The 7483-nt window shown below is 57.1% G+C and carries 7 protein-coding genes; all 7 read left to right on the forward strand.

From position 1 onward, the window contains the following. A partial coding sequence (locus ACK4TM_RS16190) for a BCCT family transporter (protein WP_409703184.1) occupies nt 1-643 on the forward strand: 643 nt, incomplete at its 5' end. Nucleotides 644-748: 105 nt separating this feature from the next. Beyond that, nucleotides 749-1741 (forward strand): LysR substrate-binding domain-containing protein, encoded by a 993-nt coding sequence (locus tag ACK4TM_RS16195; protein WP_409703187.1) that lies wholly within the window; start codon nt 749-751, stop codon nt 1739-1741. A 222-nt stretch (nt 1742-1963) separates the two neighbouring features. Further along, the gene (locus ACK4TM_RS16200; protein WP_409703190.1) at nt 1964-2857 is read left to right on the forward strand and encodes a hypothetical protein; all 894 of its coding nucleotides are present in this window, start codon (nt 1964-1966) and stop codon (nt 2855-2857) included. A 57-nt stretch (nt 2858-2914) separates the two neighbouring features. Further along, on the forward strand, nt 2915-4426 hold the full coding sequence (locus tag ACK4TM_RS16205; RefSeq protein WP_409703193.1) for an alpha-N-arabinofuranosidase: 1512 nt from the start codon (nt 2915-2917) through the stop codon (nt 4424-4426). Between the two features lie 13 nt (nt 4427-4439). Beyond that, nucleotides 4440-5519 (forward strand): ABC transporter ATP-binding protein, encoded by a 1080-nt coding sequence (locus ACK4TM_RS16210; RefSeq protein WP_409703196.1) that lies wholly within the window; start codon nt 4440-4442, stop codon nt 5517-5519. Between the two features lie 60 nt (nt 5520-5579). After that, nucleotides 5580-6857: an extracellular solute-binding protein gene (locus tag ACK4TM_RS16215; protein ID WP_409703199.1), complete on the forward strand. Its 1278-nt coding sequence runs from the start codon at nt 5580-5582 to the stop codon at nt 6855-6857. Nucleotides 6858-6933: 76 nt separating this feature from the next. After that, on the forward strand, nt 6934-7483 hold a 550-nt coding region (locus ACK4TM_RS16220; RefSeq protein ID WP_409703202.1), incomplete at its 3' end, for a carbohydrate ABC transporter permease.

Genomic DNA, 7483 nt, shown 5'->3' on the forward strand with positions numbered 1-7483 from the left:
ATGGTGGATCGCCTTCGCGCCTTTTGTCGGTTTGTTTCTGGCGCGCATTTCGCGTGGACGCACGGTACGTGAGTTTGTTCTCGGCGCTCTGATCGTTCCCGCGCTGATGTGCTTTGTCTGGTTTGCCTGGGCCGGCGGCACGGCGATCGATCTGGAACTGAATGGTGGTGCAAACGGGGTGATCTTTGATGCGCCGAACGGTGACAAGATTTTTGCGATGACCGAATTCATGCTGGCACCGATCTCGACCTGGCTGTCTTGGGGCATGGCATTGCTGATCGTGGTGTTGCTGCTGACCTTTCTGGTGACGTCGGCAGATTCTGCCGTATTGATCGTCAATACCATCAATGCCGCCGGTGACGAAGGTCCAAAGTCGCGCCCCCATATCCTGTTCTGGGGGGCAGCGCTTGCCATGGTGGTCGCGGGGTTGCTGATTTCCGGCGGGACGACGGCGATCCAGACCGCGATGGTCATCGGTGCATTGCCGTTTTCGATTGTCATGGCACTGATGGCGGTCTCGTTGCTGAAAGCGATCTATAACGACACGCGCCGCGAAAAGGCCGGAGTGCCCACCACCCACGACAAGATCCCGGGCGCGACGGGCAACAGCCTACCGCCCGATCTTGGCGTGCCGGCAGAGTAAGCTTCACGGCAGAAATATGGCGGCGGTAGGGGTTCAAGGACCAATATCTCCGCCGTGGTATCGCGGTTAAATCAGTTGCCTGCGCGGATGCATACCGATACCGGTATGTCGACAAGCGAAGAGGCAGGTCTGCGTATGGAAAGCACCCACAAGGACGTTTTTATCCGCCATGGCCTGAAGCTGGCGCATCTTCGACTGCTGGCCGCGCTGGATGAGACCCGCCAGATCAGCGCTGCAGCGGCGCAGATTGCGATCAGTCAGCCTGCTGCCTCGCGGCTATTGTCCGAGATAGAACGCATCGTCGGGATGAAGCTTTACCGGCGCCATCCACGTGGTGTGATTTTGAACGAGGCGGGGCGCTTGCTTGGCGAACGCGCCCGGTGGATGTTACGCGCACTGGATGATACCGGGCGCGACATTGCCGATATCGGAAGTGGTCAGCGTGGCGCGGTCAACATTGGCGCGGTGACCGGCGCTGCGATTGAATTTGTTCTGCCGGTGATCCGCGAGGCGCGTTTGATCCATCCCGATCATGACATTACGATTGAGGTCGACACCAGCGATAAGCTGGCAGAGGGGTTGCTTAACGGGCGGTTGGATTTTTATCTGGGGCGTGTGTTGCCCGAGCTTGATGCCAACGCCGTTGACCTGCGGTTGATCGGCGACGAACCTGTTAGTCTGATAGTGCGCGATGGTCATCCACTCTTGGCGAAGCCGGATGCCAGTCTACACGATTGCCTTGAATATGACTGGATGATGCAGCCACCGGGCGGGATGCAACGCTATACGATTGATCGCTATTTGCTGGAAAATAACTACCGGCCACCAAACCGGGTTGTGAATTCCACATCGCTGTTGATGATCCTGGCGATGGTGACACGAACGAATGCAATCGCGCCGGTTTCGCGGGCTGTGGCTGATTTTTACATTGGGCCCGATGGCCTTTCCAGCAAGCTCGCCATCCTGCCTGTCGCGCATCAGATTGCGGTTGCGCCTTTCGGGATCGTCACCTTGCGTGGCTACGATTTGCCCGCCGCCAGCGCCGAGGTGCATCGCATGCTTGTTCGCCAAACGGAAGGCCAGCAGCCGCCACAATGAAAATTATGATATATCGATTCAGATATATATTTTGAAAAAACTAATATTTGACGGTGATACCTCTGGGTTCCTACCAAGGACCTGTCGGTTACTGTTCGCGATTACCGACTAATCAAGGCTTTGGGAGGGGATTGTCCAAGCGTTGGTTCGCGACACGGGGGGGAGGTCAAATGCAATGTATCGTGCAGGGATATGTCCTTTCACCCGGGTGGGGTGACTGAGATGTTGCTTTCCCAGATACGCGTTCAGGATGATAAGGTTCAGGTTGTCGCGCGCGACGGGACCGAGGCCTATGTCATCCGCAATTGTCGTAGCACCTATGATCTGGCGCTGGATTGCGCGAACCAAGGCGTTTCGCTGAAAAACCGCATCGGCGCATTGGGCCTGGGTCCGGCCGTCGATGTCGAAGGTGCGCTGGCCGCCGGTGATGTTCTGGCGCCGGTTCACCATCCTGATCCGACACAGATGTTTCTCTCTGGGGCGGGGCTTATTCGTACGGAATCTGTGGTTGCGATGCAGCGGGGAAACCACGACTGGCTGTTCAAAGGAAATGGCTATGCAGTAGGCGCGCCCGGAATGGATCTTGTTATGCGTGAATGCGCCGGGCGGGACCATCGAGGGCCAGCCATCGCGGCGATCTATGTCATTAACAATGCCGGTTTGCCATTCCGAATTGGTTTCGCGCATGCCAGCGATTTTTCCGATCTTGCGCTGACGACAGACAGCTATCTTCGCCTGATGCAAGCCACGCTACGCCATGTCGCATTTGGGCCCGAATTACTGCTGGGCGATCTGCCGCAGGCTTGGCGCGGCACGTCGCGGATCAGCAGAAACAATGGCGCTGTTTACGAAAAATCGCTTAGCTCGAACGACCAACACGTCGTCAATTGTATCGTGAAGATGGAAAATGATCACTTCACATCGGACGTGATCCGCCAGCCCGGGCAATTACACATCCACATTATCGCCACCGCGACTGCCCCCTTTGCCGACGAATTTGTTCTGCTGTCCGGGGATCATGCCGAGGTCGCGATCCCGCAGTTCGGTCTGCCGCTTCGCAACAGCCTGCGGGTGGCAACGTTGCCCGAAACCGCCGTTCATGTCCGTGCGCTTTGAGATGGAAACGAGACAAAACATGACCACGAAATTTACTATCAAGAGGACCTCTTTCACATGAAAATCCGTGCTGACCTACATCGCGAGTTCCGCATTGGAACCATTGATCCACGCCTGTACTCGGCATTTATCGAACATATGGGGCGTGCGATCTATTCGGGCATCTACGAGCCGGGGCATAGCGAAGCTGATGAACATGGCTTCCGCAAAGATGTGCTGGCTATGGTCAAGGACCTGAAGATCCCTGCGATCCGTTATCCCGGGGGGAACTTTGTTTCTGCCTACGATTGGCAGGATGGTATTGGTCCGAAGGATGAGCGCCCCGTACGACTGGATCTTGCGTGGCGGTCGAAGGAAACCAATCAGGTCGGGATCAATGAATTCGCGATCTGGGCAGAAAAGGCCGGGATTGATATGATGCTGGCGATGAACCTTGGCACGCGCGGCCTGCAGGAGGCGCGCGAATATGTGGAATATGTCAACCACCCCAGTGGCACGACATGGTCCGACCTGCGCCGCAGCCACGGTGTGGAAGACCCTTACAATGTGAAAATGTGGTGTCTGGGCAATGAAATGGACGGCCCTTGGCAGACGGGGCAGAAACCCGCGACTGAATATGGCCGGTTGGCCAATAATGCCGCAAAGGCGGTCAAGGGTTTTGACAAAACGCTGGAAACCATCGTCTGCGGCAGTTCCAACGATCAGATGCCGACCTATCCCGAATGGGAACGGCAGGTGCTTGAGGAATGCTATGAAAACGTCGATTTCATTTCCCTGCACAAATATTTCGGTAATTCGAGCAGCGACACCCTGAACTATTTTGGCAAGATCGAGGAAACCGGCCGCTATATCCAGGCCATCGGGGGTGTTATCGACTACGTCAAGGCCAAGAAACGCGCCAAGAACGATGTGTTTATCTGCTTTGACGAATGGAACGTCTGGTATCATATCCGCGAAAAAGACATGGAAAATGTCCGCAAGTGGGACTGGCCCGAAGCGCCAGCGCTGCTTGAAGAGGATTACAACTTTGAAGACGCGCTGTTCGTGGCCGGACTGATCAACGAATTCATCCGCCGGTCAGATCGTGTCAAGATCGCTTGTATTGCGCAGCTGGTAAACGTCATCGCCCCGATCCGTGCTGAAAAGGGCGGGCCAGCATGGCGTCAGACGATCTATTATCCGTATCAGTTTGCGTCACTTTATGGCCGTGGCGAGGCATTGCGCGTTGCCGTTGATGGGCCAACTTATGATTGCCGCGTTGCGGATGATGTGTCGTATATGGACATCGCCGCCACCTATGATCGTGCTGCCGGGACGGTCAGCCTGTTCATTTTAAACCGCCATCTGACCGACACCGCTGATATCGACATGACGCTGACTGGTTTTGCCGGTGCGCGCCTTATTGATCACCAGGTGATGGAGGGCCATGACCTGCGGGCAGTCAATGGGCCTGATCGGCCTGATGCCGTGTCGCCGACGAAAGGTAGTGGGCTCGGGGTCGAGGACGGAGCGCTGAAGGGCAAGCTGGCACCTTTGTCCTACCACCTTGTCCGGCTTGACGTGTCCTGAGGGGGTATCACAAATGACAGGCGTCAGACTTCATAATGTCGAAAAAGCCTTTGGGGCCGTCAAAGTGATACATGATGTGTCGCTGGACGTTCCAAAGGGCGCCTTTTCGGTTTTTGTCGGACCCTCGGGTTGCGGCAAATCCACCTTGTTGCGGATGATCGCGGGGCTGGAGGAAACCACCGGCGGCAAGATCGAGATTGAAGGCCGCGATGTCACCCATGAAGACCCCGCAGATCGCGGTGTGGCGATGGTTTTCCAGAACTACGCGCTTTACCCGCATCTGAGCGTTTTTGAAAACATGGCCTTCAGCCTGCGTCTGGCGCGTGCCAAAAGCGCCGTGATCAAGCAAAAGGTCGAAGCCGCCGCCGAAATCCTGAAAATGCAGGATCAGTTGAAGAAAAAGCCATCCGAATTATCGGGTGGGCAGCGCCAGCGCGTCGCCATCGGGCGGGCTATCGTGCGGGAACCCAAGGTGTTTTTGTTCGATGAACCCCTGTCCAATCTGGACGCGGAATTGCGTGTCCAGATGCGGTTGGAACTGGCCCGCCTGCACCGCGAAATCGGCGCGACGATGATCTATGTTACCCATGATCAGGTCGAGGCAATGACGCTGGCCGACAAGATTTTCGTGCTGAAATCCGGCTATGTGCAGCAGGCAGGTGCGCCTCTGCATCTGTATGACGATCCCGACAACCAGTTTGTTGCGGGCTTCATCGGATCGCCTGCGATGAATTTCATCCCCGCCAAGGTGATCGGGCAGGCCGAGGGTCGCCTGATCGTCCGGCCTGACGGCGAAGACGGTGTCACGCTGGAGGCGAAAACCACCAGTGTGGGTCTGGCTGACGGCACGCCGGTGACAATTGGCATCAGGCCCGAATGCCTTCACCCCGCCGAAACCGGCCTGTCCGCCACGGTCGAGATGTCCGAGGAACTGGGGGGCGTATCTTATCTGCATACACGGCTGGCGGGCGGTCGCCCGATGGTTGTGGAACGTCGCGGCATTCGTGAGATGCTGGAAGGGCGGACTATCCACCTGACAGCCGAACCTGCGGATATAATGGTGTTCGATCCTGATGGACGACGCCATCGCTGAACCTGTCGGCCTGCGGCAGGTGTCGCTGGCCGACCTATCAGAGTTTAATGGGAGGAAGACATGAACAGATTTACTTCAATTTTGGCTGCTTCGGCGGTGTCGCTGGTGGCTTTGCCGGCAGTTGCGCAGACCGAAATCACCTGGTGGGATTTTCTGGGGGGTGGTGACGGTGTCCGGATGCGGGCCATGATCGACCAGTTTAATGCAGAACACCCCGACATCAATATCACCCCCACGACATCTGAATGGGGTGTGCCGTTCTATACCCGCGTGCGGACCTCTGCCGCTGTTGGTCAGGGGCCTGATATTATGACCTATCACCTGTCGCGCCTGCCGCTTGCCCTGCAGGAAGGCGTGCTGACCGAAATCACCGACGCCGATCTGGAAGCCGCAGGTCTGGAGATCGGCGACTTCTTCGAGGCGGCGGTTGACGCGGCCTCTGACGCGGATGGCGCGCTTTACGCGGTGCCGTTCGATATCCATTCTATCGTGCTTTACTACAACAAAAGCTATCTTGAAGGCAGCGAGTTTCTGGATGACGATGGCATCCTTGTCGGCATCGACAGCCTTGAGGATTTCGAACGCGCCGTCGCGCACACGGTCGAGCAGGGCTCGCGCGCGCCTATTTCCTATCAGACCGGCGGGCCAGGCGGCATTTGGCGGGTGTTCTACACACTCTTCGGCCAGCAGGGCGGTGAGTTTATCGTCGATGGTGAGGTTTTGCCGGGCGACAATGCCGGCAAGGCACAGCGCGCTATCGAGATCATGGCCAGTTGGGGTGAACAGGGCTGGCAGCCCGAACAGGCGGAATATCCGGCATCGGTCGCTTTGTTCACATCGGGGCAATCGGCCTTCCATCTGAACGGTGTCTGGGAAGTGCCAACACTGAACGATCTGGCGAATGACGGATCGCTTGGCTTTGAATGGGGTGCGGTGCAAGTGCCGCAGATGATGGACGAACTTGCCACTTGGGCGGACAGCCACGCTTTCGCAATTCCGATCCAAGGCAATCAGGACATGGACCCAGAGCGTCGCGAAGCGGTGATGACGGTGATCGGCTGGATGCAGCGCAATGCTATTGCTTGGGCTGATGCGGGCCATATCCCTGCCTATCGCCCAGTCGCGGAAAGCGATGAATATCAGGCGATGGAACCGAATGCGACTTATGCCAGCCTTGCCGACACAGCCTTCTTCGATCCGCGTTCCGAGATCGCGGGTGTGGCGTCGCCGGTCTATGACGCGGCAGTCAATGTGATCGGTCCTGCGATGCATGGTTTCCTGTCGCCCGAAGAAGCCGTGGCGCAGATGCAGATGGAACTGCAGGGGCTGATCCGCTGATCTGACAAACCCAACTTTCCCGCGCGGCAGGATCGTCGCGCGGGATCTACCGAACACAAGGAAACTGGCCGTGGCAATGCGTGGGAAAAACCGTCTGAGGCACAATATTATCGCCTTCAGTTTAATCGCGCCTTTTCTGGCGATTTTTCTGTTGGTGTTCCTCTATCCGACATTCAAGGTGATCCAGCTAAGCTTTACCAATGCGCCGCTGATCGGTGATGGTGAATGGGTCGGGCTGGACAATTTCCGCCGCCTGTTCGCGGACCGGCTGTTTTATACATCGCTTTACAACAATATCTATTTCGTTGTCTTGACGGTCGTGCCGACGACTGCAATCGCGCTTGGAATCGCACTGATGGTGAACCGGCTGAAAGGCCGGATTCAGGCGCTGGTGCTGGCGACGTTCTTTCTGCCCTATATCCTGCCCGTTTCCGTTGTGACCGAGGTTTGGGCATGGATGCTGGATGTGCAATTCGGCGTCGTGCAACCCGCGATCGAGGCGGTGGTCGGCCGCCCGATGCCGGTTTTCCGTAACCCGCAATGGGTGATGCCGACCATCGCGGTCGTCACGATCTGGTGGACCAACGGCTTCAATGTGCTGCTGTTCATCGCCGGCCTGCGCAATA

This window comes from Yoonia sp. (assembly GCF_046292185.1).
Lineage (GTDB): Bacteria > Pseudomonadota > Alphaproteobacteria > Rhodobacterales > Rhodobacteraceae > Yoonia.